General features: G+C 70.6%; 23 protein-coding genes and 1 tRNA gene. 7 read left to right on the forward strand and 17 right to left on the reverse strand.

Features of this window, described 5'->3' with window-relative positions; all coding sequences use genetic code 11:
- The 3 genes from EPD65_RS05965 to EPD65_RS05975 all read right to left on the reverse strand — a co-directional run bounded on the left by EPD65_RS05965 (nucleotide 1) and on the right by EPD65_RS05975 (nucleotide 4905).
- The gene (locus tag EPD65_RS05965; RefSeq protein ID WP_131582251.1) at nucleotides 1–1479 is read right to left on the reverse strand and encodes a carboxyl transferase domain-containing protein; all 1479 of its coding nucleotides are present in this window, start codon (nucleotides 1477–1479) and stop codon (nucleotides 1–3) included.
- Nucleotides 1480–1489: 10 nt separating this feature from the next.
- The gene (locus tag EPD65_RS05970) at nucleotides 1490–2923 is read right to left on the reverse strand and encodes a M1 family aminopeptidase (protein ID WP_131582252.1); all 1434 of its coding nucleotides are present in this window, start codon (nucleotides 2921–2923) and stop codon (nucleotides 1490–1492) included.
- A 131-nt stretch (nucleotides 2924–3054) separates the two neighbouring features.
- Complete coding sequence (locus EPD65_RS05975; protein ID WP_131582253.1) at nucleotides 3055–4905, reverse strand: acyl-CoA dehydrogenase; 1851 nt, start codon at nucleotides 4903–4905, stop codon at nucleotides 3055–3057.
- A 161-nt stretch (nucleotides 4906–5066) separates the two neighbouring features.
- On the opposite strand from EPD65_RS05975, the gene EPD65_RS05980 reads away from it, so the two are divergent.
- Nucleotides 5067–5525 (forward strand): RrF2 family transcriptional regulator, encoded by a 459-nt coding sequence (locus tag EPD65_RS05980; RefSeq protein WP_131582254.1) that lies wholly within the window; start codon nucleotides 5067–5069, stop codon nucleotides 5523–5525.
- 58 nt (nucleotides 5526–5583) lie between these two features.
- Here EPD65_RS05980 and EPD65_RS05985 read toward each other — a convergent pair whose 3' ends face one another.
- From EPD65_RS05985 to EPD65_RS06005, 5 genes are all read right to left on the reverse strand, one after another.
- Complete coding sequence (locus EPD65_RS05985; protein ID WP_131582255.1) at nucleotides 5584–6171, reverse strand: hypothetical protein; 588 nt, start codon at nucleotides 6169–6171, stop codon at nucleotides 5584–5586.
- 230 nt (nucleotides 6172–6401) lie between these two features.
- The gene (locus tag EPD65_RS05990) at nucleotides 6402–7025 is read right to left on the reverse strand and encodes a DUF2461 domain-containing protein (protein ID WP_131582256.1); all 624 of its coding nucleotides are present in this window, start codon (nucleotides 7023–7025) and stop codon (nucleotides 6402–6404) included.
- Between the two features lie 21 nt (nucleotides 7026–7046).
- Nucleotides 7047–7895, reverse strand: a complete 849-nt coding sequence (locus EPD65_RS05995; RefSeq protein WP_131582257.1) for an NAD-dependent epimerase/dehydratase family protein — start codon at nucleotides 7893–7895, stop codon at nucleotides 7047–7049.
- Nucleotides 7895–7970, reverse strand: a tRNA-Gly gene (locus tag EPD65_RS06000). Before EPD65_RS06000 ends, EPD65_RS05995 begins: the two co-directional genes overlap by 1 nt.
- 28 nt (nucleotides 7971–7998) lie before the next feature.
- The gene (locus tag EPD65_RS06005; RefSeq protein WP_131582258.1) at nucleotides 7999–8760 is read right to left on the reverse strand and encodes an SGNH/GDSL hydrolase family protein; all 762 of its coding nucleotides are present in this window, start codon (nucleotides 8758–8760) and stop codon (nucleotides 7999–8001) included.
- A 17-nt stretch (nucleotides 8761–8777) separates the two neighbouring features.
- Here EPD65_RS06005 and EPD65_RS06010 point away from each other — a divergent pair, with 17 nt between their 5' ends.
- Genes EPD65_RS06010 through EPD65_RS06020 form a run of 3 tightly spaced genes read left to right on the forward strand, consistent with a single transcriptional unit; the run spans nucleotide 8778 to nucleotide 10937 of the window.
- Complete coding sequence (locus EPD65_RS06010) at nucleotides 8778–9650, forward strand: hypothetical protein (protein WP_131582259.1); 873 nt, start codon at nucleotides 8778–8780, stop codon at nucleotides 9648–9650.
- A 58-nt stretch (nucleotides 9651–9708) separates the two neighbouring features.
- Nucleotides 9709–10284 (forward strand): dCTP deaminase, encoded by a 576-nt coding sequence (dcd, locus tag EPD65_RS06015; protein WP_131582260.1) that lies wholly within the window; start codon nucleotides 9709–9711, stop codon nucleotides 10282–10284.
- Nucleotides 10285–10289: 5 nt separating this feature from the next.
- Complete coding sequence (locus EPD65_RS06020) at nucleotides 10290–10937, forward strand: Pr6Pr family membrane protein (RefSeq protein WP_131582261.1); 648 nt, start codon at nucleotides 10290–10292, stop codon at nucleotides 10935–10937.
- Here the strand turns inward: EPD65_RS06020 and EPD65_RS06025 are convergent.
- Complete coding sequence (locus tag EPD65_RS06025; protein ID WP_131582262.1) at nucleotides 10918–11775, reverse strand: helix-turn-helix domain-containing protein; 858 nt, start codon at nucleotides 11773–11775, stop codon at nucleotides 10918–10920. The two genes, EPD65_RS06020 and EPD65_RS06025, sit on opposite strands and share 20 nt — an antisense overlap.
- 102 nt (nucleotides 11776–11877) lie before the next feature.
- Here EPD65_RS06025 and EPD65_RS06030 point away from each other — a divergent pair, with 102 nt between their 5' ends.
- Both EPD65_RS06030 and EPD65_RS06035 read left to right on the forward strand, forming a co-directional pair.
- Complete coding sequence (locus tag EPD65_RS06030; protein ID WP_131582263.1) at nucleotides 11878–12492, forward strand: NAD(P)-dependent oxidoreductase; 615 nt, start codon at nucleotides 11878–11880, stop codon at nucleotides 12490–12492.
- Nucleotides 12493–12663: 171 nt separating this feature from the next.
- Nucleotides 12664–13620, forward strand: coding sequence for a siderophore-interacting protein (locus tag EPD65_RS06035; RefSeq protein ID WP_243640468.1), 957 nt, complete (start codon nucleotides 12664–12666; stop codon nucleotides 13618–13620).
- Between the two features lie 67 nt (nucleotides 13621–13687).
- Here EPD65_RS06035 and EPD65_RS06040 read toward each other — a convergent pair whose 3' ends face one another.
- The 3 genes from EPD65_RS06040 to EPD65_RS06050 form a co-directional block, all read right to left on the reverse strand.
- The gene (locus EPD65_RS06040; protein ID WP_131582264.1) at nucleotides 13688–14140 is read right to left on the reverse strand and encodes an SRPBCC family protein; all 453 of its coding nucleotides are present in this window, start codon (nucleotides 14138–14140) and stop codon (nucleotides 13688–13690) included.
- Between the two features lie 209 nt (nucleotides 14141–14349).
- On the reverse strand, nucleotides 14350–17760 hold the full coding sequence (locus EPD65_RS06045; protein ID WP_243640469.1) for a (Fe-S)-binding protein: 3411 nt from the start codon (nucleotides 17758–17760) through the stop codon (nucleotides 14350–14352).
- A gap of 117 nt (nucleotides 17761–17877) precedes the next feature.
- On the reverse strand, nucleotides 17878–19101 hold the full coding sequence (locus tag EPD65_RS06050) for an MFS transporter (protein WP_243640470.1): 1224 nt from the start codon (nucleotides 19099–19101) through the stop codon (nucleotides 17878–17880).
- Nucleotides 19102–19193: 92 nt separating this feature from the next.
- On the opposite strand from EPD65_RS06050, the gene EPD65_RS06055 reads away from it, so the two are divergent.
- On the forward strand, nucleotides 19194–19535 hold the full coding sequence (locus EPD65_RS06055; protein ID WP_131582265.1) for an ArsR/SmtB family transcription factor: 342 nt from the start codon (nucleotides 19194–19196) through the stop codon (nucleotides 19533–19535).
- A gap of 3 nt (nucleotides 19536–19538) precedes the next feature.
- Here the strand turns inward: EPD65_RS06055 and EPD65_RS06060 are convergent, their stop codons facing one another.
- From EPD65_RS06060 to EPD65_RS06080, 5 genes are all read right to left on the reverse strand, one after another.
- Complete coding sequence (locus EPD65_RS06060) at nucleotides 19539–22046, reverse strand: peptidase (RefSeq protein ID WP_131582266.1); 2508 nt, start codon at nucleotides 22044–22046, stop codon at nucleotides 19539–19541.
- Between the two features lie 43 nt (nucleotides 22047–22089).
- Nucleotides 22090–23364 (reverse strand): MFS transporter, encoded by a 1275-nt coding sequence (locus EPD65_RS06065; RefSeq protein ID WP_243640471.1) that lies wholly within the window; start codon nucleotides 23362–23364, stop codon nucleotides 22090–22092.
- Complete coding sequence (locus tag EPD65_RS16535) at nucleotides 23361–24560, reverse strand: MFS transporter (RefSeq protein WP_243640472.1); 1200 nt, start codon at nucleotides 24558–24560, stop codon at nucleotides 23361–23363. The genes EPD65_RS06065 and EPD65_RS16535 overlap by 4 nt, the downstream gene beginning before the upstream one ends.
- A 130-nt stretch (nucleotides 24561–24690) precedes the next feature.
- Entirely contained in the window at nucleotides 24691–25155 is a 465-nt protein-coding gene (locus EPD65_RS06075; protein ID WP_131582269.1) for a SixA phosphatase family protein, read from the reverse strand.
- Between the two features lie 197 nt (nucleotides 25156–25352).
- A complete protein-coding gene (locus EPD65_RS06080; RefSeq protein ID WP_131582270.1) occupies nucleotides 25353–26138 on the reverse strand; it encodes a hypothetical protein in 786 nt (261 codons plus the stop codon).
- Nucleotides 26139–26165: the final 27 nt, after the last annotated feature.

Genomic DNA, 26165 nt, shown 5'->3' on the forward strand with positions numbered 1-26165 from the left:
TCAGAAGGCGTAGCGGGCGGCCCGGGCGGACGCCGAACCGGCGCCCTGCGCGTGCACGCGGGCCAGCTCCTCAGCCAGTACGCCGCCGAGCCGCGCGAGGAACGCGTCGCGCTCGTCTGCAGCATCAGGGAGCTCGGCAACGACGCGGTCGACGACGCCGCGCTCGGCGAGCCCGATGGCGAGCACCTGCTGCGCCGTCGCCATCTCGGCGGCGTGGTCGGTGTCACGATGGACGATCGCGGAGGCGCCCTCGGGAGGTAGCGGCGAGAGCCAGGCGTGCTGGGCGGCGACGATCCGGTCCGCCGGCAGGAACGCCAGCGCCGCGCCGCCGTTGCCTTCGCCGAGCATCAGGCTCAGCGTCGGCGCACCGCAGGTGACCAGGTCGCCGAGGCAGCGGGCGATCTCGCCCGCCATGGCGCCCTCCTCGGCGGCAGCCGACAGCTCACCACCCCGGGTGTCAATGACGGTGAGGACGGGGATCCGCAGCTCGGCGGCGAGCGCGAAGCCGCGCCGGGCGACCCGCAGAGCAGCCGGTCCGAGCTTGTGGCCCTCAGCCTCCGCAGCCCGGTCCTGGCCGACGACGATGCAGGGCTGGCCGCCGATGCGCGCCAGGGCGAGCAGCAGCGCCGCCGCGACCTCGCCGGACTGCGTGCCGGACAGCTCGACGACGTCCGTCGCCTCAGTTGCCAGCAGGTCGCGGACGCCGGGCCGGTCGGCCCGTCGGGTCCGGGTGATCGCGTCCCAGGTCTCCACGTCGAGTCCCGGGTTTTCGCCGGTTGAGTCCCGGGTTTCGCCGGAAGCAGGTGTTGGCGTCAGCGCGCGCAGCACCGTTGCGAGTCGCTCGCGCAGGTCCGCGGGAGCGACGACGCCGTCGATGACACCCACCTCGGCAAGGTGCTCCGCGACCTGTACGCCGGGAGGGAACTCCTCGCCGTACAGCGCGGAGTAGACGCGCGGACCGAGGAAGCCCGCGAGCGCGCCCGGCTCGGCGTACGTGATCTGACCGAGGGAGCCCCAGGTCGCCATGACGCCGCCGGTGGTCGGGTTGCGGAGGTAGGCGACGTACGGCAGACCTGCCGCACGGTGCGCGGCGAGCGCGGCGCCGATCCGCACCATCTGCACGAACGCCGGCGTGCCCTCCTGCATGCGCGTGCCGCCCGAGCAGGTCAGGCCGACCAGCGGAAGGCCTTCGGCGGTGGCGCGCTCGATGCCCGCCACGAGGCGGTCGGAGGCAGCGCGTCCGACCGAGCCCGCGAGGAAGGAGAACTCGCCCGCGATGACGGCGACGGGCATGCCGTCGAGGGTGCCGCGGCCGGTCAGGATCGACTCGTCGAGACCGGACTTCTGCTGGGCGCGCTCCAGCTCCTCGACGTACGCCGGGTCGAGACCGCCGCGTTCGGGCGCGGCGTCCCAGCTGGTCCAGGAGCCGTCGTCAAGGAGGTCGCTGATGAGGCCAGGCGCGGTGAGTCGGTCGGTCACGCGGGTCAGACTAGTTGCGGGGCGTGGTCGTGCCGTCGAGCCAGCGGGCCGCGGACGCGGTCATGTCGACACCGGTCTCCGTGCGCACCCACCGGAGGACCTCCGCCCGGGTGACGCTGCGGCCGGCGAACGCCTTCGGCAGCCCGCGCAGCACCTTCGCGAACTCCTCGTCGCCGATCTGCGTCCGCAGGCCCTGCCACATCAACGCGCTGCCGTAGTCGACGCTGGCCGGGCCGAAGTTGCCCGGGGCGAAGTGGCTGGGAGGGCCGGAGTGGCGACGGTTCAGCCCGTCGGCCTCGCGCCAGCTGGAGGTGATGTAGTCCCACGGGGTGTCCGTCTTCGCGACGCGCCAGTCGCCGTCGGCGACCAGCCAGGGGATGCCCTCGGCGATCCACAGGTCGTGCCAGTCGGCAGGCGTCACCTCGTTGCCCCACCACTGGTGGGCGAGCTGGTCGACGAGCGCGGCGGGGGAGCGGCTGTCGGCCGTCGTCGGCACGGTCAGGGTCTCCTGCGTGTCCGAGCCGGCCTCGCCCGGGATGACGACGGCACCGACCGTCGCGAAGGGGTAGGGACCGAGCTGCTTCTCCAGCCAGTCGACGAGTGAGGGCAGCACGGTCAGCGCGCTGGCCGAGACGTCGTCGCCGTCGTGCACCCAGGTCGTGATCGGCGTGCCCGAGCCGGTCTTCGCGGTGGTCGAGGTGTAGGGGCCGATCGCGACGGTCATCGCGGACGGCGCTGCCGGCGCGCTGCCGTGCCACGACGTCGTCGTCTGGCCACCGGAGGTGGACCGCGAGGCGAGCGCGCCGTTGGAGATTCCGACCCAGCCCTTCGGGACGCGCAGCGTCACGTCGTGGAACGCCTTGTCCGACGGGGTGTCGTTGACTGCCATCCAGGTGAAGGCGCCGTAGGGCTGCTGGATCGAGGTCACCTCGCCGTTGCTCGCGGAACTCCACCCGAGGTACGCCAGCGACCCGCGGTCCGTCGGGGCGTCAGCCGCCGCCGGGCTCCCGGAGTACTCCAGTCGCAGGACGGAGTCCACGCCCTTGTCGACCCGTGCGGTGAGGATCAGCTTGTCGGCCTCGTGGTCGTCGGGGACCGATGCCCCGTCGATCTCCGCCCGGTTGACGTGCAACCCGCTGCCGAAGTCGAGGACGACCCGCTTGAGGTTGGCGGTGGGTCGGAACGTGATCGTCTCGACGCCCGTGAGCTGCCGCTTGTCGGGATCCCACGTCACATCGACCGCGTAGTAGCGCGCGTCGATGCCGGCGTTGCCGAACTGCGGGTAGACGGTGTCCGGCCGGGGAGTCGAGGCGGCTGCGGCGAGGTCGGTCGGCGGACCGATCTGCACCTTCTTCGCGTCGTCCGAGCAGGCCGCGAGACCACTGCCGACGACGGTGACGGCCACGAGCGCGGCAGCGGTGCGGCGTACGACGGAAGTCCCCATGCGCACATCATGCGCCCGCGCACCGACAGCGGGTGGCAGAAATGCGCGACGCCCCGGCTGCCAGGGGCAACCGGGGCGTCGGGCTGGATCTCGATCGGGGCGCTCGCGCGCTCAGTCGATCACCGGATGGATCAGAAGGCGTCCTCGGACAGCTCCATGATGTCGAGCGTGGTCGCCTTGGCGATCTCCAGCTCGGCGGCGATCTTCGGCAGGACCTGCGCGGTGAAGAACTTCGCCGCGGCGACCTTGCCCTCGTAGAACGCCTTGTCCTTCTCCGAGGCACCGTTGGCCAGAGCGGCCAGCGCGACCTCGGCCTGGCGGACCAGCAGCCAGGCGCAGACGACGTCACCGAGCGCCATCAGGACGCGCGAGGTGTTCAGGCCGACCTTGTAGATCGACTTGATCTCGTTCATCGCGTTCATCAGGTCGTTGACCGTCAGGGTGACGAGCTCGCCGGCGGTGGCCAGGCCCTCGCCGAGCAGCTCGCGCTCGACCTTGAGCTCGGTCGAGCCGTTGTCGACGGTCGCCTGGATCTCGGCCTGGAGGTGGCCGAGGGCCGTGCCCTGGTCCTTGACGATCTTGCGGAAGAAGAAGTCCATGCCCTGGATCGCCGTGGTGCCCTCGTAGAGGGTGTCGATCTTGGCGTCACGGATGTACTGCTCGATCGGGTACTCCTGCAGGAAGCCGGAGCCACCGAGGGTCTGGAGCGACTCGGTGCCGAGCAGCGTCCAGGCCTTCTCCGAGCCGTAGCCCTTGACGATCGGGAGGAGCAGGTCGTTGATCTTCGCGGCCAGCTCGGCGTTCTCGCCACCGATGAGGACCTGGTCCTTCCAGTACGCCGTGTAGACGTACAGGGCGCGCATGGCCTCGGCGTACGACTTCTGCGTCATCAGCGAACGACGGACGTCGGGGTGGTGCGTGATGGTGACCTTGGGGGCGTTCTTGTCCGCGGCCTGCGAGAGGTCCGGACCCTGCACGCGCTGCTTGGCGTACTCGAGCGCGTTGAGGTAACCGGTGGACAGGGTGCCGATGGCCTTGGTGCCGACGAGCATGCGGGCGTTCTCGATGACGTCGAACATCTGGCGGATGCCGTCGTGGACCTCGCCGAGGAGGTAGCCGACGGCCGGCTCGCCGCCGCCGATCTGCGGGTCGCCGAAGGTGACCTCACACGTGTTGGAGGCCTTGATGCCCATCTTGTGCTCGACGTTGGTGACGTAGGCGCCGTTGCGGGCACCGAGCTCACCGGTCTCGAGGTCGAAGTGGTACTTCGAGACGAGGAAGAGCGAGAGGCCCTTCGTGCCCGGGCCACCGACGCCCTCGATGCCCTTCGGGCGAGCGAGGACGAGGTGCATGATGTTTTCCTGCAGGTCCGACTCGGCGCTGGTGATGAAGCGCTTCACGCCGGAGATGTTCCAGGTGCCGTCACCGTTGTCGGTGGCGAAGGTCTTGCCCGCGCCGACGTCGGAGCCCGCGTCGGGCTCGGTGAGGACCATGGTGGCGCCCCACTGCTTCTCGACCATGAGCTCGGCGATGCGGATGTCGCGCTGCACGCCGTTGGCGTTGTGGAAGACGACGGAGGCGAAGAACGGGCCCGCGGAGTACATGTACAGCGGAGCGTTGGCGCCGAGGATCATCTCGGCGGCCGACCAGACGACGGTCGCGGGAGCCGGCTGGCAGCCGATCTCCTCGGGCAGGCCGATGGCCCAGAAGCCCGACTCCATGTAGGCGTCGTAGGCCTTCTTGAACGCCGCCGGGACGGGGGCCGTGTTGGTGGCCGGGTCGAAGACCGGCGGGGTGCGGTCGGCCTCGATCAGCGAGTCGGCGATGTCCTCGCGCGAGATCCGCTCGATCTCCTTGAGGGTCTCGGTGGCGGTCTCCTGGTCGAATCCGGAGAACGCGGCAGCGTCCATGTAGTCCTGGATCTTGAAGACCTCGAACAGGTTGAACTCGATGTCGCGGAGGTTGCTCTTGAAGTGGCTCACTGATTCACCTTTGGGGTGCGTGGAGAGTGGGAAGATCGGCGCATTACTCGCCAGTAACAAAATGATGCAACGCCGTGTCACGCCGTGCAAGATCCCGGGCTGCATGATCTGGGCCACGCTGCGTTCCCACAAAGTCAAGCGATTGCTGCGACAATGCCGGCATGCGAGTCTCCGCCAAGTCCGATTACGCCCTGCGCGCGCTCATCGAGATCGCCTCGCGTGACGACGCGCGCCCGGTCAGCGCCGAGGAGCTGGGCCGCCTGCAGGAGATCCCGCACGGCTTCCTCCAGGCGATCCTCGCCGACATGCGCCGCGCCGACATCGTGGTGTCGCAGCGCGGCCAGTCCGGCGGGTGGCGCCTGGCGCGCGAGGCGTCGACGGTCACGATCGCCGACGTCATCCGCGCGGTCGACGGTCCGCTCGTCTCCGTCTACGGCCTGCGCCCCGAGGCGGTCACGTACAACGAGAAGGCCGACGTGCTCCAGCACGTCTGGATCGCCGCGCGCTCATCGCTGCGCGACGTCTTCGAGAAGGTCACCATCGCCTCCCTCGCCGGCCGCGAGCTGCCGGACGAGGTCACCCGCCGCACTGCCGACGAAGACGCCTGGCAGCCGCACTGATCTCGAAACGAGGCGCGCTCGCGCGTCGTTTTGCAGAGGGTGACGTGCGCGCCACCCCTCAGGACGTGCGGATCTCCTCGAGCTGCTCCTTGAGCGCGGAGCGCTTCTTCTTCAGCTTCACGATCCGCTTCTCCAGGTCGGCCTCGCGCGTGACCCGCGCAAGCTCGACCACGCGGGCCAGCAGCGACTCGAGGGTCTCGCCCTCCTCGAGCGTCAGCACGTGCAGCCGGCTCGGCTTCACCTGCGTGGCCCAGCCATCGATCAGGTCGTCGAGGCCAGCAGCGCCGCGGTCCGCGGTGATGACGACGTGGGTGCGGAACCCGCTCATCGCGTCGAGCAGCAGCGACCGCTGGTCCTCGTCGGCTCCGGCGTACGCGTCGCTGCCGAAGAGAACGGCAGCCTTGCGCTTCTCGGCCCGGCGTACGACGCGGGCGAAGCTGCCCTCGACGTCCTTGCGCCTGAGGCCCTCGTCCTTGTGGGTGCGCCGGACCTCGACGCCCGAGCGGTAGAGGTCGGCCTGCGTCACGTCCGGCGTGGTGAGCGCGGCGTCCGCGAGCAGCGTGCCCTCACGGAGCAGGACGTCGTGGAGCTCGTCGGCGTCGGGGATCGTGGGGCCGACGAGCAGGAAGGCGTGGTTCTTGGCCATGGGGCCAGCGTCGCACCGATCGGGGGCCGTGGGGTGAACGCCACGAAAACGGACACCGTGTCTGCGTGTGACCTGTCCCGCCCCGCGCTGATGCGGACCCGCCCTGCGAAAGGGGGACCCCCGACCTAGCATCCGGCTGCTCGTGCCTCGCAGCCTCCCGCCAGGCCCGCCACGGTCGGGGGTTCCCCCTTTCTCCGGGCAGGCCCGCAGGTCGCCGGGCGGCGCAGGGGTCAGAGCGCAGCGAGCCAGTCGACCAGGGGGCGCACCTTGCGCCAGTCCTCGCGGACCACGTCGAGCAGCTCGGCGGTGTGGATGACCGGCTCGAAGCCGAGCTGGCGGCCGGCGAAGAGCTGCTTGTGCCGCAGCAGCTCGATCCGCGGGTGCTCCTTGTCGTAGCCGCGGGGCGCGGTCTTCAGCGTCTCGCCGCCGATCTCGAAACCCTCCGCCTCGAGACCCTTGACGATCGAGGCGAGCCGCGCGCCCTTCTTCTCGTCGGCGACGGCCTCGCGGAACGCCGCCATCCGCTCGCTGCTCGCCTCGTAGAAGCCGGCGCCGGTGCGGACGCCGCGCGCCGAGACCTCGACGTACCAGCCGGTGGCCGCGGCGCTGCCGACGAAGGCTCCCTGTGCGGTCTTGTATGGCGTCTTGTCCTTCGCGAACCGCACGTCGCGGTATGGCCGGAAGACCTTCGCCGTGCCGAACTCCTGCTCCAGGGCAGAGGTCAGCGCCTTCATCGGCCCCTCGACGGACTCCTTGTAGACCGCCTTGTGCGCTTCCCAGAACGACTTGGTGTTGTCGACCTCGAGGTCGTCGTAGAAGTCGAGGGCCGCGGTCGGGAAGCCGGTGAAGGTCATGGGCAGATCATGCACCGGCGGTCAGGGGTGGCGCGCGCCGACTCCGGCGAGGATTGCGCGATACCCCTCGGCGTACGTCGGGAACGCGGGCGCCCAGCCCGTCGCGCGCAGCCGTGCGTTGGAGCAGGCGCGGTCGGCACCGCGGGCACTGGGCTTCTCGGCCTGCTGTGGCGTCGGGGCATCCATGGCACCGGCGAGCCGGCGGACCACCTCGCCGTACGGCGCGGGGGAGTCGTCGACGCCGAGGAAGATTCCCTGCGCGTCGGTCGTGGTCAGGTGCACGATCGCCGCGGCCGCATCGTCCCGGTGGATCCGCGCCGTACGCCGGTCGGGCGTCGGGATCGTGGCCGTCCCGGTCCGGACCAGGTCCAGCAGGCGGGTGCGACTGGGGCCGTAGATGCCTCCGAGCCGGAGCACGGTCGCGGTCGTGCCCGACCCCGCGAGCCGGGAGAGGAAGAGCTGCTCGGCCTCGAGCATGACCCGGCCGTTGAAAGCCGTCGGCTCCGTCGGGGACGTCTCGTCGACGTCGCCGGAGAGCGACCCGTAGACCGCGGTCGAGGAGACGAAGAGCGCGTGGCCCGGAGTCACACCGTCGCGATCCAGCGCGTCGAGGACGCGCGCCGTGCCGTCGACGTACGCCGACCGGTAGGCGTCCTCGTCGTGGCCGTCGGCGGCCAGGGCGATCACCAGGATCGTGGTGTCGGCCGGCACGGTCGGCGCGGCGACGCGCAGGTCGGCGGCAACCCCGTTGATCACCGAGGGAAGCTTGTCCGGGGAGCGGCGCCAGCCGGTGACGTGGTGACCGGCGGCGGCGTACCGGAGACCGGCCTCGGTGCCGAGGTCTCCGCAGCCAGCGATCAGGACAGACATGGAGCGGATGACGAGACTCGAACTCGCGACATCGACCTTGGGAAGGTCGCGCTCTACCAACTGAGCTACATCCGCGTGCCCCGCGAGCGGGACGGTCGGGAGCCTACTTGATCGGCTCCAGCGTGGGGCGCTTCGGGTCGATGCCGTCGCCGGACGACTTGCCGGTCAGGCGACGGCCGACCCACGGCACGGCGTGCTCGCGCACCCACACCGCGTTGGTGCGCAGGGCGGCGCGGGTTGTCGACACGTCGGGTGCGGTGATCGGCAGCGGCTCCAGCCCGTGCGGTACGCCGAGGGCGTCGAGCACGGAGATGGCCATCAGCTGGTGGCCGGCCGCGTTGAGGTGGAGGCGGTCGACGTCCATGATCTCGGAGACCTTCCAGCCGCGCATCCGCCACATGTCGACGAGGGTCGCGTCGTGCCGTTCGGCGATCTCGCGGGCGAACTCGTTGAAGATCGCCACGCGCCCGCGGATCAGCTTGAAGACCGGGTTGAGCCCGGGGTCGGCGATGGTGAACAGCACGATCCGCGCGCCGGTCGCCGTGAGCCGGCCGATGGCCTCGTCGTACGTCGCGGCGAGCGCGTCGATGTCGACCTGCGGGCGCAGGACGTCGTTGCCGCCGCCGTGGATCGTGACCAGGTCGGGGTGGAGGGCGAGCGCGGGCTCGAGCTGGTCCTCGAGGATCTTCGGGAGCTTGCGTCCGCGGATGGCGAGGTTGGCGTAGCCGAAGTCGTCGGACTGGGTCGCCAGCATCTCGGCGACGCGGTCCGCCCAGCCACGGAGGCCGTTGGGTCGCGTCGGGTCGACGTCGCCGACGCCTTCGGTGAACGAATCTCCCAAAGCGACGTACCGGTGGAAGGTCATGGGTTCATGATGCCGCCATGGGTCAACGGGGTGTGGGGCGCGGGGTCGGTCTGGTCGCGGTCGCTGGTGGACTGCTCGCGACGCTGGTGTTCGGCACGGTCGCCGGTGCGCCGCCCGAACGTCCCCGCGGCCCGGTCCACGTCGCGCCGCCGGAGACGCGTTCGCAGGCGGCCCTCTTCTCGTGCCCGGAGGAGCATCCGGTCTTCACGCGGCATGTCCCGCCGATCATGGATCGCGGTGTGCAGGAGGAGGCTGCTGCGTGGATGCGTGGCGCCACGGGCCCCGGATGGCGGCTCGTCTTCGCAGAGCCGACCCGCCTCGGCCTCCTCGGCTTCATCGACGGCGACCTCGCGGCGGCGCGTGCGTCGCTCGTGCCCCGTGGCGTCACCCACGTCTACCGCCGCGACATGGGGCCCGAGTTCGGGGACGGCAAGGACCGCAAGGCACTGGTCGAGCAGGGGCTCGGCTGGGCACTCGAGAAGCCGATGCACGACGTGCGGCATGCACTTCGCGGGCTGCCGGACGACGGTGACTTCGCGTACTGGCCCGAGGCCGGAGCGATCTTCGTGCAGTGGAAGGCTCCGCTGCCGAAGCAGGTTGCTGCCCTCGCGGGCACCAAGGTCGACGGAGCGGAGGTGATGGTGGAGGAGACGCCCTACTCATCGCGTGAGCTGGCCAGGGCCCAGGACCGGATCTTCGACAAGAGGTACGAGAAGCAGGTCGACGCGAGCTTCACGTTTGCGGGCACCTGCGGCGACCTGTCGGGCGTGGTGCTCGGCGTCGACCCGAAGACGCTCGGAGACCGGGCGCCCGAGCTCCAGGAGAAGCTCAGTGCGATCGCCGGAGTGCCGATCCACGTGATCCCCGAGGAGCCCCTGCAAGCGCTCTGACACTGCCCGCTCACCGGGCACCCCGCCGCGCCCGGCGGCGTACGACTAATCTGCGGTCATGCTGCTGTCAGACCGTGACATCCTCGCCGAGATCGACGCCGAGCGGATCAAGATCGAGCCGTACGACCCCGCGATGGTGCAGCCGTCGAGCATCGACTTCCGGCTGGACAAGTTCTTCCGGGTCTTCGACAACCACAAGTACCCCGCGATCGACCCCGCCGCCGACCAGTCGGACCTGACCCGCATGGTCGAGGTGGAGGGCGACGAGCCGTTCATCCTGCACCCGGGTGAGTTCGTGCTCGGCTCGACGTTCGAGGTCGTCACGCTGCCCGATGACCTCGCCGCGCGCGTCGAGGGCAAGTCGTCGCTCGGTCGCCTCGGTCTGCTGACGCACGCGACCGCTGGCTTCGTCGACCCGGGCTTCTCCGGTCACGTGACCCTTGAGCTCGCCAACGTCGCGACGCTGCCGATCAAGCTCTACCCGGGCATGAAGATCGGCCAGCTCTGCTTCTTCAAGCTCTCGTCGGCGGCGCTGCACCCTTACGGCTCGGAGAAGTACGGCTCGCGCTACCAGGGCCAGCGCGGTCCGACCGCGTCGCGCTCCTTCGCGAACTTCCACCGCACCGAGATCTGATCCGGATGCAGCGGCGAGGCCACCTGGTCGTCGCCGTGGTGGCGAGCGTCGCGCTCGTCCTGCAGTTCTGGCTGGTCTGGCAGGGCCACGCGGTGCTCGATGACGTCGACCCGCCGGGTCGCGGGGAGCGGGTGCTCCGGTTCTTCGGCTACTTCACGATCCTGTCGAACCTCCTCGTCGCCGGTGCGTCGTGGAGCATCGCGGCATCGTCCGACCCGCTCACCTCGCGGCTCGGGCGAGTCCTGTACGTCGACGCCGTGGTCGGCATCACGGTGACCGGGATCGTGCACTGGGTGCTGCTCCGACCGCTGCTGTCGCTGGATGGTGCGGACTGGTGGGCGGACAAGCTCCTGCACGTGGCGGTGCCGGTCCTCGCCGTCGCGGCGTGGCTCGTCGTCGGGCCGCGGGGTCGGGTCCGGGCTGCGGATGTGGGATGGGCGGTGGTGCCGCCGGTGGTCTGGCTCGGCTACACCCTGGCCCGCGGAGCAGTGACCGGCTTCTACCCCTACCCGTTCCTCAACGCCGACAACCACGGCTATCCCACCGTGCTCGCGACCTGTGTCGGGGTCGCCGCGCTGTTCCTGGCGCTTGCCTTCGGTGCATCCCGGCTCGACCGGGTCCTGGCCCGCCGGGTCAGCGCGCCTCGGTCCTGAACGCCGCCGGCGTCTGGCCGGCGCGCAGGCGGAACCACGCCCCGAAGTTCGAGGCGTCGTCGAAGCCGATGGTCTCGCCCACCCGGGCCACGCTCAGCTCGCTGTGCGCGAGCAGGCGGCGCGCCTCCAGCAGCACCCGCTCGTCGATCAGTTCCTTCGGCGACCGACCGGTCGCGGCCTTCGTGGCACGGGCCAGGGTCCGCGGCGACCAGCCCAGCCGGGCGGCGTACCAGGCGACGTCGTGGTGGCGCATGTGCTCGGACTCGAGCAGCTCGCGGAACGCCAGCCAGGGCTCGGATCCGCTCGGTGCGCCGGGACGCGTGCTGGCCTGTGCAGTGAGTCGCAGCAGCATCGCCGACAGCAGGTGCGTGAGGGCAGGTCCGCGCAGCTCGCGCGGGACGGTGTCGTCGTCGGCGAGCTCGGCGATCTCCTCCACGAGCGCGGGTACGCCGGCGGCCGCGGCGTCCGAGGGCGCCCACCAGCACGGCGCAGCGGGCGAGCTCGCCTGGACCAGCTCCGCGGTGACCGGATCGAGCAGGTCGGCGGGATAGATCAGCACCCACCCGTCGTACGCCGTGACATTGCCCCAGCGCTGCACCTGACCGGGCCTGACCCAGAGCACGGAGCCCGGCTCCAGAGGGTGGTCGGCGAAGTCGAGCATGTGCGTGCCGCGGCCGGACGTCGGGAGCAGGAGGAAGTGGAACTCGGGTCGCTGGACGTCGACGAATCCGTCCGGGCCGCCGCGCTCGAGCATCGAGGCGACCGTGGTGGCCTCCACCTCGCCGGCCTTGCCCTCGGGCGGGTGATAGCCGACGGCGGCGATGGGGGTGTGTCGCATATTCACCATCGTAGGTCGCGCAGCGACCGTGAATCCACGGTCGAATCCAGCAAGACTGGTGTCACTTCAAGGAACTGATCCACCAGCGCAAAGGACATCGACATGACCACCATCGCAATCTTCGGCGGCACCGGCTACGCGGGCGGCCACATCGCCCGCGAGGCGGAGGCCCGCGGCCACGCTGTCACCATCGTCTCCCGCTCCGCCGAGACGCCCGGCGCCATCCAGGGCTCGCTCGGCGACGAGGCGTTCGTCAAGCAGCTCGCTGCCGACCACGACCAGATCGTCGTCGCCACGCAGCCGGACGGCATCCTCGAGGCGCTCCCGGTCCTCCTCGGCGCCTCCCGTGACGGTGGCGCCCGGCTGAGCTTCGTCGGTGGCGCCGGCTCGACCCTCGTCGCCGAGGGTGGTCCGCAGCTCGTCGAGACCCCTGACTTCCCGGAGGAGTACAAGGGCGTCGCCCTCCAGCACGGTGCCGTGCTCGACGCGCTGCGCGCTGACGACAGTGACGCGGACTGGTTCTACGTCTCGCCCGCCGCGGTCTTCGGCGCCTGGGCCGAGGGCACGGCGACCGGCTCGTACCGCACCTCCGACGACGTGCTCCTGGTCGACGCCGCCGGTGAGTCGAAGATCGGTGGAGCCGACTACGCGAAGGCGTACGTCGACGAGATCGAGAACCGCGCGCACGTCAACAAGCGCTTCCAGGTCGCCTACTGATCCTGCTTAGGTTTGCCTAACTAAGGTTTACCTTACATACTGGTCGTGCCACTCCGGTCGGGCACTCACGGACCGCCTGCGCCACCAGGCACGCCCGACCGCTCCGGCGGCCGTCACCGCTCTTCCTCGTGTCGGTGACGGCCGCCGGACCCATTTCCAGGAGGGACGACCATGAGCCAGCTCGCCACCCATGCGCTTCCGATGATCCTCACCGAGGTCGAGGTGACCTCCGTCGAGCGGCTCTCGGCGTCGTTCGTCCGGGTCGAGCTGGCCTCCCCGGCCCTGGCCGACTTCGGTGTGGACGGGTCGCCGCTCTTCGACCAGCGGATCAAGCTCGTCTTCCCGAACGCCGCCGGCGAGCTGACGTCGTTCGAGGGCGCGGACGAGACGTGGCTGAGCACCTGGCTCCAGCGCCCCGTCGAGGAGCGCGGCCCGATGCGGACGTACACGGTGCGGGCGCTGACCGGATCAGGTGCCGCGACCCGCCTCGTCGTCGACATCGTGATCCACGAACCCCCGTGCGGCCCGGGATCGACCTGGGCCCGCGCTGCCCGGGTGGGAGACCGGCTCGTGCTGGTCGGCCCGCGTCGAGGGGCGGCGTTCGGCGGGATCGAGTTCGCCCCGCACGCTGCGATGACCGAGATGGTGCTGGTCGGCGACGAGACCGCTGTCCCGGCCATCGCCGCGATCCTCGCTGACCTGCCCGCGACGGCGGTCGGACGGGTCTTCCTCGAGGTCCCCCTGGCCGAGGACATCCAGGAGCTGGAGGCGCCCGCGGGGATGGTCGTCACCTGGCTGCCGCGCAACGGCGCCGCGCACGGGACCCGGATCCTGGCCGCGGCGGCCGAGCGGCTCGCCGTACGAGCTGCGGCGGAGCCTGCTGCCCTGACGCTGGCTGCCGAGGACGAGATCGACCCGGATCTGTGGGAGACCCCGGCCTACTCGTCCTCGGGGGAGTCGTTGGCGGGCGGAGCGGCGGCAGTGTTGCCGGGTGTCTACGCCTGGATCGCCGGGGAGTCCGCGATGGTCACCAGCCTGCGTCGCTACCTCGTCAACGAGATCGGGCTCGACCGCTCCCAGGTCGCCTTCATGGGCTACTGGCGCCGCGGCGTCGCGATGCGCTCCTGAGCCCGGTCATGCAGGACGCCGCCGCACCCGATCTCGGGGCGGCGGCGTCCGTGCGTGGTGGGCCGGGTCAGGCCTCGGCAGCGGCCTTGAGCTTGGCCAGGCCCTTGTCGAAGTCCTTGGCGATCGCCTTGTCGAAGAAGAGCTTGCCGAGGATGGCGAAGAGCAGCGGGCGCTCGCCGGACATCGCCCAGTCGACGCGCGTGCCGTCGCCCTCGGCGGTCAGCGTGAAGACGGTCTTGTTGCTCGCCTTGAAGGGCTTGAGGAACTCGAGGTCGATGTCGATCCGCTCCGGCGTCGACGCGGTGATCTCCATGGAGCCCTGGCCGACCTTGTTGTTGCCCACCCAGGCGTAGTGCGACCCGACGCCCTTGTCGGAGCCGGAGTAGGTGCGCTTGAGCTCGGGGTCGAGCTCCTCCCACGGCGACCACGCGGTCCAGTTGTGGAAGTCGTCGAGGTGGGTGTGGACCGCAGCGGGGGCGGCGTCGATCGTGATGCTGCGCGAGTTCTCGAAGTGAGGCATGGCGGCAAGGCTAGTCGCGTCCGCCGACAGGGCCGCTCGTACGGGTGTGGCTGTTGGGCCGCGCGTCCGCCGAAGTCTTCGCCGCGGTGAAGACTTCGGCGCCCCGTGGGCTGTGTGGCCGCCGAGATCTTCACCCGGGTGAGCACTTTGACCCGAAATGCACGACGGCCGCCCGGTCAGACCGAGCGGCCGTCGTGTCTAGCTGTTGCTCAGAGGTCGAACAGCGACGACGCTCCGTGGATGTCGGCGTCGGTGCGCGGCGTGTGCGTCGCACCGCTCGACTTCGGGGCCTCCGCGGGCGCGGCGGGCGCGGCCGGGGCCGGCTCCTCCGCAGCGGGGGCCTCGGCCGCGGGCTCCTCGACAACCGGCTCCTCAGCCGGAGCCGCGGGAGCGTCGTCGGCCTCGAAGATCGTCTCCGCAGCCTCGGCCGGAGCGGCCTCGGCGACGGGGGTCTCCTCGATGACCGGCTCGGCAGCCGGAGCGGCCTCGACCGGAGCGGCCGGAGCAGCGGCGGCGGGAGCCGCGGCGGCAGCCGGAGCGCCACCCTCGGGCCACGGGATGTCGAAGAGCGACGAAGCGCCGTGGATGTCGACATCAGTACGCGGCGCGGTCGCGGCACCCGAAGCGGCCGGGGCCGCAGCAGGGGCAGCGGCCGGGGCAGCAACAGGAGCCTCGACGACGGCCTCGGCCGCCGGCTCCGCCGCGGTCTCGGCGACCTCGGCAGGGGCCTCCTCGACCGGAGCAGCTGCAGCTTCCTCGGTCGCGGCCGGGGCGGCAGCGGCCGGGGCAGCCGGAGCGGCAGCCGGGATGTCGAAGAGCGAACCGCCAGCGCTGAGGTCCGCGGCCGGGGCGGCCGGAGCCGCCTCCGCCTTCGGGGCCTCGGCAACCGGAGCAGCCTCAGCCGGCGCGGCCGGGGCAGCAGCCGGCGTCGGTGCTACGTCGAAGAGCGAACCGCCAGCACCGAGGTCAGCGGCCGGAGCGGCCTCCGCCTTCGGAGCCTCGGCGGCCGGCGTCGGCGCGACGTCGAACAGCGAGCCGCCCGCGGCCGGAGCGGCCGGGGCCGCCTCTGCCGGAGCAGGCGTGTCGAACAGCGAACCGCCGGCAGCCGGAGCAGCCTCGGCTGGAGCCGGGGTGTCGAAGAGCGATCCACCCGCCGGGGCCGCCTCTGCCGGAGCAGCGTCGAACAGCGACGATCCACCCGCGGCCGGAGCGGCGGGAGCAGCCGGAGCGTCACCGAAGAGCGAGCCACCAGCAGCCGGCGCGGCCGGAGCGGCGGGGGCGTCACCGAACAGCGACGAGCCGCCGGCAGCCGGAGCAGCCGGGGCAGCCTCGGCCGGAGCAGCAGCGGCAGCAGGAGCAGCAGCCTCAGCCGGGGCGGCCTTCGCAGCCGGAGCGTCGACCGGAGCCTCGCCCGGCTTGTACTTCGTGGCGACCTCGCCCTTGACCGAAGCGAGCAGCATCTGCGCGACGTCGAGGACCTCGACCTCGGTGCGGGCCGTCTCGTCGGCCTGCATCTTGGTCAGGCCGTCGGCCAGCATGACGCGGCAGAAGGGGCAGCCGACGGCGATCTGGTCGGCACCGGTGCCGACGGCCTCTTCCGTGCGGTTGAGGTTGATGCGCGAGCCGATGGTCTCTTCCATCCACATGCGGGCACCACCGGCGCCACAGCAGAAGGACTTCTCCTGGGACCGCTCCATCTCCTTGTACTCCGCACCCGGAAGGATCTGCAGCAGGTCACGCGGCGGCGAGTAGACCTGGTTGTGACGACCCAGGAAGCAGGGGTCGTGGTACGTGATGGAGCGCTGGTGCGCACCCTCGCCGGTCTTGACCGGGGTCAGCTTGCCCTCGCGCACGAGGCGGTTGAGCAGCTGCGTGTGGTGCACGACCTCGAGCTCGATGCCCAGGTCCTTGTACTCGTTCTTCAGGGTGTTGAAGCAGTGCGCACAGGTCGAGACGACCTTCTTGACCTTGAACTCCTTGAAGGTCTCGATGTTCTGCTGCGCGAGACCCTGGAAGACGAACTCGTTGCCGGCACGACGAGCGGAGTCACCGGTGCAGGTCTCGCCGTTGCCCAGGACGCCGAACGACACGTCGGCCATGTGGAGCAGCTCGGCGACGGCACGCGTCGTCTTCTTGGCACGGTCCTCGTAGGCGCCGGCGCAGCCGACCCAGAAGAGCCACTCGACCTCGTCGAGCGACTCGATGTCGTCACCGACGACCTTGACGTCGAAGTCGAGACCCTGCGCCCAGTCCATGCGGGCGTTCGGGTTCATGTTCCACGGGTTGCCCTTGTTCTCCAGACCCTTGAAGAGTCCGTTGAGCTCGGCCGGGAAGTTGGACTCGACGAGCACCTGGTAGCGGCGCATGTCGACGAAGTGGTCGACGTGCTCGATGTCGACCGGGCACTGCTGGACGCAGGCGCCACAGTTGGTGCAGGACCACAGGGCGTCCTCGGAGATGACGAAGTCGCCACCCTCGGGGTTGTAGAACCAGTCCTGCGCGTCCTCGAGGTGGCCACCGTCGAGGTCGACCGAACCGACGAGCGAGCGCTCGGCAGCACCCTCGACGCCGGCAGCGACGTCGTACGCGTGCTGGCGCAGGCCCATCATCATGAGCTTCGGGGAGAGCGGCTTCTCGGTGTGCCACGCGGGGCACTGCGACTGGCAGCGGCCACACTCGGTACACGTCGTGAAGTCGAGGATGCCCTTCCACGAGAAGTCGTTGATCGAGCCGACGCCGAGCACCGAGTCCTCGTCGAGGTCGTCGATGTCGTCGAGCGTGATCGCCTTGCCGTTGGAGGTCAGCGGCTTGAGGCCACCGAGCGCCGTACCGCCGGAGGACTCACGCTTGAAGAAGATGTTGAACCACGCGGTGAAGCGGTGCCAGGCGACACCCATCGTGAGGTTCGAGGAGATGACGATCAGCCAGAGCATGGCCGAGGTGACCTTGAACATCGCGATCGCGAAGACCCACGCCTCGGCGCCGTCGTGCGACGTCGGGAAGAGGTGCGAGAAGTACTGCGAGAGCGGGAAGTGGAAGCCCGTCGCGTGCTCGGCGTGCTCGCCGCCCATGGCCTTGGCCATGTTGTACTCCGCGCCGCGGATGAAGAGGATCGCGGCCGACTCGAGGAAGACCATCGCCTCGACGAAGTACGCCTGCCACATCGTGGAGCCATAGAAGCGCGTCTTGCGCGAGGGGGTGTTGCTCGGGCGGTGCGTCAGGCGGTACGCGATCAGCGGGAGGATCGCGAGGGCGCCGAGGAGACCGATGAACTCCGAGAACCACTCGAAGCCGAAGAAGGTGCCGATGATCGGCCAGGCGAACGTCGGCGAGAAGAGCTGCACGACGCCCTGCATGACGGCGGTCGACAGCACCAGGAACGCCATGTAGGCGAACCAATGCAGGCCGCCGACCCACCAGATCTGGAACATGCGCGTGTGGAGGAAGGTCTCCTTCAGCATGTTCAGGCCGCGGGCGATCGGACGGTCCGTGCGGTTCAGCGCGGGCTGACCCTGACGGATCACCTTCAGCATCGCGCGCACGGCGCGGGTGGTGAGTGCAACCGCGACGACGGTGAACGAGAGGCTCACCACGACCGCGATGGTCTGCATCAAAGACATGGAGGGACGGCTCCTTGCGAGTCGGTTCTACCCATGGGTAGGGCTGGCCGCATCCTAGCCCGCGCAGTGCCCCCGTCTCGCGTGAGTGCGGTCGCTTAGGATACCCTTACCCGCAGGTCAGCGCCCCGGCCGTACGCCGAGCCAGCCGGCCGCGAGGCACGCCGCCGAGGCAAGTGCGGCGAACCACGGGTAGATCGCGTCGAGCCCCCAGGTCGTCGCAGCCCAGCCCGCACCGATCGTCGGGAACGCCATCGCCGAGTACGCCAGCAGGTAGTACGCCGACATGGTCTCGCCGCGGCGGTCGGCCGGGACGACGTTCGAGAGGTGGCGCAGGGAGCCGCCGAAGCTCAACCCGAAGGCGGCGCCGAGGATCGCCGACATCGCGAAGACGGCGTACGGGTTGTGGCTGATCAGGGCCGGGATGGTCAGCAGCAGGGAGACCGCCATGCCCAGGTCGCCGATGAGCGCCGAGCGACGCGCCTCGAGATCGGTGGCGGCCAGCTGTACGAGTGCGGCGGCCAGAGCCGAGACCGCGACGACGGCACCGCCGAAGACGAGGTTGTGGACGCCGGTCTTCTGGGCGGCGAGCGTGGGGAAGAGCGAGAGCAGCACGCCCAGCACGGACCAGGCAGCCATTACGCCGAGCGCCGCGAACCAGAAGTCGCCGCGGATCTCCGCCGGCACCGACGGCCGGGCGATCCGGAGCGAGCCCTGCGTGCGGTCGCTGTGCGTCTCGCGGAGCCCGAGCAGGCCGACGCCCATCGTGACGACGAGCGCGCCGATCACGACGAACGGCAGTCGGAGCGGGTGGGGGGCGTACTGCGCGAGCACGGACGAGGCGAGGATCGCGACGGTGATGCCGATGTTGAACGCCGCACCGCTGAGCTGACCGGTGCGCCGGCCGTGGTCGGGGCGAAGGTCCATCAGGGCGGCCGCGCCGGCGACGACGATCGAGCCGACCGCTGCGCCGTGCAGCATGCGGGCGATCAGCAGCATCCAGACGTTGCTCGCGAACAGGAAGATCGCCAGGCCGACGACCAGCGTCGCGGTGGCGGCGAGGAGCACCGGCTTGCGTCCGACGGCGTCGGAGATCGTGCCGGAGACGAGGACGGCACCCAGTGCCGCGAATGCGTAGACCGCGAAGATCACCGTCGTCGTGAGCGGCGTCAGGTGCCACTCCGACTGGTAGATGCCGTAGAGCGGGGCGGGCATGCCCGAGACGCCGAGCGCGATGCCGGTCAGGGTGAGGACCAGGGAGTACGCCCAGCGCTGCCCGGTGTGGGCGTCTGCATGGGTGCCGGACAACGCGTCGATGCCGGGTGTGGCTGCTGCGCTCGTCACCGCGTACCTGCTTCCGGTAGGTTCGATGTACGTCGAACCCCTACGCTACGCCTGGTTCGATGACCGTCAAACCCTTATTCGAGGTGACCCGCATGACACCGGAGCACGGACAGCCCGTGGCGCAGGAGGCCGACGTCGCCGTTCCTGTTGCCGGCATCCAGCAGCTGCTCGCAGCGCTGCAGGACCCGGTGCGCCTCGAGATGGTGCGTCGCCTCGTCGGCGCCGGTGGCGAGGCGCAGTGCAAGAACCTCTATGACGGCATCGGCAAGTCGACCGCCGCCCACCACTTCAAGATCCTGCGCGAGGCCGGGATCACCGAGCGGCTCACCGTCGACGGCACCATCCACCAGCGACTCCGGTCCGACGACGTCGCGCAGGCGGCACCGGGACTGCTCGATGCAGTCATCGGTGCCGCCCAACGCCAGGCGGAGTGAGCCTCAGGCCGTGCGGCGTACGCCCGTGACGACGCCGGCGGCGCTGAAGTCGACGGCCATCCGGGCCTCGGTGCCGCCGGTGCCGGTGGCGCAGGTCGTGTAGGTCCGGCCGAGCCGCTCGTACGGCTGGCCGACCGCGTCGAGCACCTGACGCGTGGTCATGCCGGTCGTGACGGCCGTACGGAAGTCGGCGACGGTCTTGCGCAGGGGCGCGTTGCGGCAGGAGTCCGGTGCGACACCGACGGCGCGCTCCCACATCTCCAGGTACGCCTCTGCGCCGCGGCTCATGTCCTCCTTGAAGCCGACGCCCTGGGCGCCCGCGACGTGCGAGGCATCCTCGATCCAGTCGGGGTAGAGGCCGTACTGCGCGACGCCGTCGGTGTTGATGTCCCACACGCGCTGGCCGCTGACGCCCTTGTCGATCGTCACGCCGCCGAGGCCGGTGAAGGGGTAGGTGACCGGGTTGGTCGCGTTCGCGCCCCGCGGGGAGCCCTGGGCGCCGAAGCCGTTCATGTCCGCGCCGTAGCCGAAGCCGAAGTAGTAGCGCGGGTCGGCCCAGCCGAGGTGCTGCTTCCACTTGTCGACGAAGCCCGGTGAGTCGCCGGCGTACGGCGTGATGAAGCCACCGAGCTTGTAGATCCGCGGGTAGGCGTCCGGCGTGGACCAGGAGTGGCTGGACAGGATGCCCGGGTGGCGCCCGTCGGCGGCGGCCTGCTCGTAGAGGTCGAGGGCGGCGTTGCGGCCGTTGACGCTCATGTGGTCGGGGTCGAAGAGGATCCCGTTGTCGATCATCTCGTTGAGCAGGCGCTTGCCGAGGTCGGTCAGGCCGCGGGCGTTGCAGTGCGGCCCGGGCGGGTACGCCGGCAGCGGCTGCGTCCCGGCGAGCCCGTAGAGCTGGCCGATGGCACCGAAGATCGCGTCCTGCTGCGGCAGGGCGCCGTCGGGAGCGGTCAGCGGACCCTGCAGCTTGTCGTGCTGGTCGGGGGCGTTGGTCGAGGGGCACGTCTTCATCTGCAGGAACGAGCCGGTGTTGATGAAGTTGCCGAGGTTGGTGATCGTGCCGGTCGTGCCGTCGTCGCCTGCGACGCCGGTCAGGGCGTTGTCGAACTTGTTGGTGATCTCCATCTGCCGCACGCCCATCGCCTTGACCTCCGCGAGGCCGGCGTCGAGCTGCGCCTGCGTGCAGGTCGACTTGCCGAGGTGCACGTTGCAGCCGAACGGCACCGACGTCTCGATGCCCATGATCACCGCGAGCTTGCCGCTGTTGATCACCTCGCGCGCCTGGAACGGATCGGTGACGATGCGGTACCACCCGCGACCCGGACCGCCGTACTGCGCGTCGATGTAGTCCTGCAGCTTCCACATGTCCTTCGCCTGGCGGCGGATGGACTGCATGTCGTTGCAGCTGTTCTTCTTCAGCGGGTAGAGCTCGCACAGGACGTTGTTCTCGACGAGCAGGTTCGTGTAGACGCGCAGGCCGCCGCGCCACGAGCGCTCGAGCCACTTCCAGTAGACGCCCTGGTGGGTCAGCGAGTGCGGGTTCGGCCAGTCCTTGAAGGTCGGCCAGCCGACCGGGTCGTGGCCCGTGCCCGGCGTACGGCCGGCGAGGAAGTCGTCGAGCACGGCGCCCTTGCCGTTGGCGACCTGGTGGTCGGGGCAGTCCACGAGCGCGTACGGCGCGCCGTAACGCGACCACGGCGGGCTGCAGATGACCCGTCCGCCGAGGAACTCGTGGCTCATCCCGTGCGTGTGCGGGTCGACGTAGCCGCGGACCTCCTGGAAGGAGCTGGTGCCGGCGAACGGGTCGCCGGTGACATCCGTGTCGACCTCCGGGTACGGCGTGCAGCCCGTCGTCGTCGCCAGCGCGAACGCCGACGCGGTGCCGAGGTTGAGGCCGTTGGTCGCCGTGCGGTGCAGCGCCTTGCCGTTGGCCAGCGTGAACGTGAAGGCGCCCGTGCTCGTGCGCTGGACGGTCCAGTCCGTCCACGTCGAGGGCTTGGCGACCGGGTTGACGGCGTTGAGCAGGTTGCCGCCGAGGAACTTCTTGTCCGGCGTCCACAGCAGATAGCTGCCGAGGTCGGTGGCCTGGAAGAGGTACTTCTTGCCGTTGAGCGTGTAGCAGCCGCCGGCCATCGCGTAGCGGTCCTCCGGCACGGCCAGGCGCGGGCGGCCGAGCGTTGCCGTGGTCAGCGTCGGGTCGGGCATGGCGCGCTCGGACTCGACGTACGCCTCGGACGCGGCGCGCTGCGCATCGGTGGTCGGGTCGGTGGCCGTCGCTGCCTCGGGGGAGCGGCTGAGCGCGTTCTTCACGGCCAGGTCGTTCTCGTTGTGCTCGGCCGCGGCCTGGAGCGCGAGGAGGGTGCCCGTCGTCGCGTGCATCGACCCGATCGGGTTACCGGGAGCGGCGGCGTCGCTGCCACCGCCGATGCCGCCGAGGGCAGCGGCGACGACGGTCGTCAGCGCGACGGCGCTGGCGACTCCGAGGCGAACGAGGCGTGGGTCGCGGCCCATGGGCACTCCTTGGCGTTGCAAATTGTGACGACGGTCATATTCGTCAACGTGCAGGGCCAGCAGTGGTAACGCGGTGATTCACAAAGCTTGGGACCGCGATTGACGCAACGACCACGAGCGCCACGACCAGGATTCCGCCACCGGCTGCCGCTGCCGCGGCACCGGTGAGCGCGGCCGCACCGCCGTGGACGACGTCCGCGATGCGCGGGCCGCCGGCGACGACGACCACGAAGACTCCCTGCAGGCGCCCGCGCATCTCGTCTGTCGCGGCGGTCTGCAGCATCGAGGTCCGGAACGCCGCGGACACGATGTCGGCCGCTCCGCCGATGGCCAGGAAGAGCGCCGCCACCCAGATCACGACGTGCGGCGACCAGGAGGCGAAGAGGCAGGCCACGCCGAAGCCGGTCATCGCGAGGCCCCACACGATGATCGCGGCCACCACCGCGACACCCTGGCGCGTGACGCGCGAGACCCAGCCGCTGAGAATGCCGCCGACGACCGCGCCGGCCGGGATCGCGGCGAACAGGAGCGCGAACGCGAAGCCGCCGCCGTCGTGCGGCCCCTCGAAGGCCTGGTCGGCGAGCTGGGGGAAGAGCGCCCGCGGCATGCCGAAGACCATCGCGATCAGATCGACGACGAACGACATCAGCAGCACCGGCTGTGTCGCCAGGTAGCCGAACCCGTCGATGACGCTGCGCAGGCCGGGGCTTCCGCTGACCCCCGCCACCGGCATCCGGGGGAAGGTGCTCACCGCCCAGAGCGGAGCGAGGAGGAACACGGCGTCGATCGCGTAGAGCCAGGCGTAACCGGTGAGGGGGAGCAGCACGCCCGCAAGGAGCGGCCCGGCGACCGCACCCGCGGTGAAGACGGTCATGCCGAGCGCGTTCGCGGCGGGCAGGAGCTCGTCGGGAAGCAGGCGCGGCAGGACTGCGCCGAGGGTCGGTGACGACACCGCGAAGAACGCCTGCTGGACCGCGAAGACGACGAGCAGCGACCACGGCCCCGCCGTACCGGTGGCGGAGAGGGCCCAGAAGAGCGCGCTCGTCGCCATCAGGCCGAGCGTCGTGACCTGCAGGATCGTGCGGCGGTCGAGGTGGTCGGCGAGCGCGCCGCCCCAGAGGCCGAAGACGACGAGCGGCACGAGGCCGAAGAGACCGGTCAGGCCGACGTACGCGCTGGAGCCGGTGAGTGCGTAGATCTGCGCCGGCACGGCGACGACGGTGAGCTGCGCGCCCACCATGCTGATCAGGTTGGCCGTGAAGAGCCTGCGGTACGCCGGCACGCGCAGCGGCCGGACGTCGGCCAGGATCCCCTTCACGCCAGCGGCCTCTCGCCGCGGACCGGCACCAGCGGGATCGCCGCCAGCGGGAAGAGGGCCGACAGTGCGAACGTCGCCGGGTGCCCGAGGTGCGTGATGCTCGCTCCAGCGATCGGTGCGCACAGCGCAGCGGTGAGGTACTGCGCCGTGTTCTGTACGCCGAGGGCGCGGCCGCTCCAGTAGGGCCCCGCCCGCTCCGCGGTCGCCGTGAAGGCGAGGCCGTTGTCGGCGACGGTGATCGTGGTGGCGGCGGCCAGGAGCAGGATGCTCACCGCCCAGCCGAGCCATGCGGTCAGGCCGAGCAGGGCCATCGACACGACCGCCGCGATCGCGATCCAGCGCATGGGCTGCATCCGCCCGCCCACGACATCGGAGAGCTGGCCGCTGGCGATCCGGCCGAGGGCGCCGGCGAGCTGGGTGGCTGCCACGAGCAGGCCGGCCTGGGCCGGTGCCCAGCCGCGGTCGTCGAGGAGCCAGACGAGTGCGTAGGTCCACACCAGGAACTGCGGCACCACCAGCAGGATGCTGGCGACGTGGATCCGCTGCAGGTAGCTGCTGCCGCGGTAGGGGTTGGCGGTGTGCTCGATCGCGCGCTCGGGGCGTGGGGGATCGAGCACGATGACGAGGACAGCTGCCGCTGCGGCCAGCGCGGCGATCGGCGAGACCGCCAGCGCGGCCGCGACGCCTTCGTGCGCGGATATGACCGGGATCGATACGGCGGCGATGCCGACGCCCGCGGGCTGGGCCATCTGCCGGATGCCCATCGCGAGGCCACGGCGTTCGGGCGGGAACCAGCCCACCACCACGCGTCCGCCCGCGCTCGACGTGCTCGCGGCGAACGCGCCTGCGAGGAAGAGCGTCGCGCCCAGGGCTGCGGTGCCGTCGACCAGGGTGGCGGCCACTCCGGCGAGTGCCGTGCCCCCGAGGCCGGCCAGCAGGACCGCGCGCTCGCCGACGCGGTCGACGGCCGCGCCCCAGAGCAGGAGCGTGCAGAGAACGCCGATCAGCGGCAGTGCCGCGACCGTGCCCGCCTGCGTGAGGCTGAGCCCGCGGTCGTGCACCAGCACCGGGATCAGGAACGCCGCGCCGTTGATCGCGACGCTCGCCGCGGCCTGCGCTGCGGTGCTGACGGCCAGCATCGCCCACCGCCGGCGCTCGCTCACCGTCCGCGCAGCGGAGGCGGTGACGGTGGACATGGCAACCATTCTCCGACGGCCGTCCACCGGTTTGTACGCCGGGTGGCTCGCTGTGCCGGTCAGTCAGGCGCTACCGATCAGTACGGCCCCTGCCAGCCCCGAAAAAGGGCGCTACTGATCGGTATCGCGCTTACGCCGGCGGGCGGCCGCTGGCGACGACGCGTGCGCGGCTCGTCCAGCCGCCGTCGAACTCGAGCACCGCGACGGCCGACGTCGGCAGCTCCACGCTGTCGCCGGTCAGCTCCGCGACGAGCTCCTCGAGCGCAGGGTTGTGGCCGACGAGGGCGACGGTCGTGGCCGCCTCGGGGAGCGCGTGGACGACGGCGACGAGGTCGCGTCCCCATGCGGCGTACACGCGGTCGTCGGTGCGGACCTCGGGAACGCTGTCGAGGGAGTCGGCGAGGATCTGCCAGGTCTGCTGCGCCCGGAGGGCGGGGGAGACGACGGCGAGGTCGATGACCGGGTGGCGCTCCGCGATCCACGCGGCCGACTCGGGCATCTGACGGAGTCCGCGCTTGGCCAGCGGCCGCTCGAGGTCGGGCTCGTCGCCGGCCCAGTCCGACTTCCCGTGTCGTACGACGATCAGCGTGCGCATGGCAGAAGCGTGCCACGCCGGTGCTGCTGGATCGAAGGCGCGCCCCCGTGCTGTGACGCCAGGTACGGCAGGTCCCCGAGGGCGACGCGCGCCACGCGGCGAGTCTTGCTCGACACGCCGTTGCGGGTCGGGCCGGCTGCCCGATCTGCCGTAGTTGGCGCCGCTGCCTTGAGTGGCACGAGCGGCGAACGACGTCCTCAGGAGACCTGAGAGACCGGCTTCGCTGCCTGAGCGAAGATCTCGGCCGGCGTGTCGAGGGAGCCCACGAAGGTGGCTTCGGCGTCCCCTAGTGCGGGGAACCGCACCTTGCCCGCGACGACGTCTCCGAAGAGCGTTGCCTGGAGTGCAGGCACGACGAGGCTGCGGCCGTCGCTGATCGTCTGATGATCAAGCACCACCAGGACGTCATCGAGCCCGGCGATGCTGTCCTTGAACTTGTCGATGTCGGTTGCGCCCGTCAGCCACAGCGCAACCTGCACGGGTGTGTTCGACGTGCCCGTCTGCTTCTCCACGTCGATCGTGACGACGACGTAGCCCCACATCATCTCGGGTTCGCGGAGGCCCACCTTGCGGGTGGGTCCGTCACCTCCGCCCTTTTGGCGGAACCCGTCGCCGTCATCGACCTTGATGACGTGCCCGAGCACAATCGCGTCGCTGATCGGGATGTACTTCCGCGACAGCCCGAGAAGGTGCATGCGGTTCGGAAGGGCGTCGGCAAGCGACCTCGCGCCGGGCAGGCTGCCACCGGGGTCGACGCGACCGGCCATCTGATCGAACGCGTAGGTGCCGGCCTGCTCAGCCTCCGGCGAGCGGGCCGAGCCGCATGCCGCGGTTGCCAGGGAGATGGTTGCCGCCAGCAGCACTCCGCCAACGATGGAGCGGTTGATGAGCCCCGCCTGGACGGTTCGCTTCCCTGCCGGCTGATCTGACGTCATGGCCATCTGACGCCCCCGCTCTCTGTCCGGTTCCAGCGTGCCTGTCACGTCTCTGCGCGCCACCGCCCCGCCCGG

Origin of the sequence: Nocardioides jejuensis, from assembly GCF_004337475.1 — a bacterium.
GTDB lineage: Bacteria > Actinomycetota > Actinomycetes > Propionibacteriales > Nocardioidaceae > Nocardioides > Nocardioides jejuensis.

Excerpts from the sequence above, each read along its gene's own strand:
- EPD65_RS06030 (WP_131582263.1), top strand. The coding sequence starts at position 11,878 with ATGACCACCATCGCAATCTTCGGCGGCACCGGCTACGCGGGCGGCCAC.
- EPD65_RS06025 (WP_131582262.1), bottom strand. The coding sequence starts at position 11,775 with ATGCGACACACCCCCATCGCCGCCGTCGGCTATCACCCGCCCGAGGGC.
- EPD65_RS16535 (WP_243640472.1), bottom strand. The coding sequence starts at position 24,560 with ATGTCCACCGTCACCGCCTCCGCTGCGCGGACGGTGAGCGAGCGCCGG.
- EPD65_RS05980 (WP_131582254.1), top strand. The coding sequence starts at position 5,067 with ATGCGAGTCTCCGCCAAGTCCGATTACGCCCTGCGCGCGCTCATCGAG.
- EPD65_RS05985 (WP_131582255.1), bottom strand. The coding sequence starts at position 6,171 with ATGGCCAAGAACCACGCCTTCCTGCTCGTCGGCCCCACGATCCCCGAC.
- EPD65_RS06045 (WP_243640469.1), bottom strand. The coding sequence starts at position 17,760 with ATGTCTTTGATGCAGACCATCGCGGTCGTGGTGAGCCTCTCGTTCACC.
- EPD65_RS06055 (WP_131582265.1), top strand. The coding sequence starts at position 19,194 with ATGACACCGGAGCACGGACAGCCCGTGGCGCAGGAGGCCGACGTCGCC.
- EPD65_RS05990 (WP_131582256.1), bottom strand. The coding sequence starts at position 7,025 with ATGACCTTCACCGGCTTCCCGACCGCGGCCCTCGACTTCTACGACGAC.
- dcd (WP_131582260.1), top strand. The coding sequence starts at position 9,709 with ATGCTGCTGTCAGACCGTGACATCCTCGCCGAGATCGACGCCGAGCGG.
- EPD65_RS06060 (WP_131582266.1), bottom strand. The coding sequence starts at position 22,046 with ATGGGCCGCGACCCACGCCTCGTTCGCCTCGGAGTCGCCAGCGCCGTC.
- EPD65_RS06010 (WP_131582259.1), top strand. The coding sequence starts at position 8,778 with ATGGGTCAACGGGGTGTGGGGCGCGGGGTCGGTCTGGTCGCGGTCGCT.
- EPD65_RS06005 (WP_131582258.1), bottom strand. The coding sequence starts at position 8,760 with ATGACCTTCCACCGGTACGTCGCTTTGGGAGATTCGTTCACCGAAGGC.
- EPD65_RS06075 (WP_131582269.1), bottom strand. The coding sequence starts at position 25,155 with ATGCGCACGCTGATCGTCGTACGACACGGGAAGTCGGACTGGGCCGGC.
- EPD65_RS06020 (WP_131582261.1), top strand. The coding sequence starts at position 10,290 with ATGCAGCGGCGAGGCCACCTGGTCGTCGCCGTGGTGGCGAGCGTCGCG.
- EPD65_RS06035 (WP_243640468.1), top strand. The coding sequence starts at position 12,664 with ATGAGCCAGCTCGCCACCCATGCGCTTCCGATGATCCTCACCGAGGTC.
- EPD65_RS05970 (WP_131582252.1), bottom strand. The coding sequence starts at position 2,923 with ATGGGGACTTCCGTCGTACGCCGCACCGCTGCCGCGCTCGTGGCCGTC.
- EPD65_RS05995 (WP_131582257.1), bottom strand. The coding sequence starts at position 7,895 with ATGTCTGTCCTGATCGCTGGCTGCGGAGACCTCGGCACCGAGGCCGGT.
- EPD65_RS06040 (WP_131582264.1), bottom strand. The coding sequence starts at position 14,140 with ATGCCTCACTTCGAGAACTCGCGCAGCATCACGATCGACGCCGCCCCC.